The sequence below is a fragment of the Streptomyces mutabilis genome (assembly GCF_014649815.1).
GTDB lineage: Bacteria > Actinomycetota > Actinomycetes > Streptomycetales > Streptomycetaceae > Streptomyces > Streptomyces mutabilis.
On record NZ_BMTT01000071.1, the window covers coordinates 1 to 1,533 of the forward strand.

The following is a 1,533-nucleotide window of genomic DNA, read 5'->3' on the forward strand; positions in this document are numbered from 1 at the left end:
CAAGGCCGTGAAGTTATGGCTCGGGTGGGGTTGTCCAGGGAGTCGTAAGGTGCGGTTTCGCCGGACATGAGGAGCGGAGCCCCGGTAGAACTGGCAGTCGACCAAGACAAGCCGTTCACAAAAACCGGAGGCTCCGCTGTCCGGACAGTCTGCCATCACACGTGTCGTCACGGTGGCCGGAGGGCGGTTTGCGCCCGGTCATCTCGGCGAACTCACTCAGCTCATACCGTTCGAGATGGTCGATGCGGCACTGAGCGCGACCAGGTCCGTGCAGGCGCGGCTGCGGGATCTGCCCTCCCGGGTCGTGGTGTATCTGATCCTGGCCGCGTGCCTGTTCCCGGAGACGGGTTACCTCGGTGTGTGGCGCAAGCTCACCGGGGGGCTGGCCGGTCTGCCGGTGGCCACGCCGTCGGCGAGCGCGCTGGCTCAGGCCCGTCGCCGTGTCGGCGGCAAGCCGCTGCGGTGGCTGTTTGACCTGCTCAAAGGCCCGGATGCCACTGGGCACGGGCCGGGGATCCGCTGGCGTGGGCTGCTGGTGGTCGCGCTGGACGGCACCACGCTCACCGTCCCCGACAGCCCCGCTGTCCTGACCAGGTTCACCAAGCAGGCGGGCAACCACGGCGGCACCGGCTACCCACAGGTCCGCCTGCTCGCCCTGGTCGCCTGCGGCACCCGCACCCTCATCGACGCCGTCTTCGGCCCCACCACCGCGGGCGAGACCACCTACGCCCCCCGCCTGCTGCCCAGCCTGCGGCCCGGGATGATCCTGCTCGCGGACCGCAACTTCGCCGCCCAAAAACTGGTGGCCGACATCGCGGCCACCCGGGCCGAGGTTCTGGTCCGGCTGAAGAACGCCCGCCGGATGCCGGTCCTGGCCCGCCACCGGGACGGTTCCTACCTCTCCACCCTCGGCGGGCTGCGCGTCCGCGTCGTCGACTGCGAGATCACCGTCACCACGACCGCCGGGAAACACACCGGCCTCTACCGGCTCGCCACCACGCTGCTCGACCCCCACCGCCACCCGGCGGGTGAACTGGCCACGCTCTACCACCAGCGCTGGGAGATCGAAACGGCCTACCTGGAACTGAAGTCCACCATCCTCGGTGGCCGAATCCTGCGGGCCCGCACCCCCGAGGGCATCGACCAGGAGATCTACGCCCTGCTGGTGGTCTACCAGCTACTGCGGACCGTCATGGCGGACGCGACCAGCACGCAAGCGTGCACCGATCCGGACCGGGCCAGCTTCTCCATCGCCTGGCAGGCCGCCCGCGACCAGGTGGTCCTGGCCGCGGGCGTCATCGCCGGCACCGTCATCGATCTCGTCGGCGCCATCGGCCGACACATCCTGGCCGGCCCGCTGCCCGCACGGCGACTACGCATTAGCCCCCGCATCGTCAAACGCGCCATCTCCAAGTACCAGGCCCGCGGCCCTCACATCGACCGGACCAGCTACAAGGCCACCACCGGCATCAACATCCTCGCGTCTCCAGAACCTTGACAACCCGCCCCAACCCCCAAACTTCACGGCCTTGG

At 69.4% G+C, this 1,533-nt stretch carries 1 protein-coding gene; it reads left to right on the plus strand.

Annotated features, from left to right (window positions below; genetic code table 11):
• The first annotated feature begins 172 nt into the window (after nt 1-172).
• Nucleotides 173-1,498 carry an IS4 family transposase gene (locus tag IE142_RS34635; protein WP_191889390.1) on the plus strand — a complete coding sequence of 442 codons (1,326 nt, stop codon included), beginning with the start codon at nt 173-175 and terminating at the stop codon, nt 1,496-1,498.
• Nucleotides 1,499-1,533: the final 35 nt, after the last annotated feature.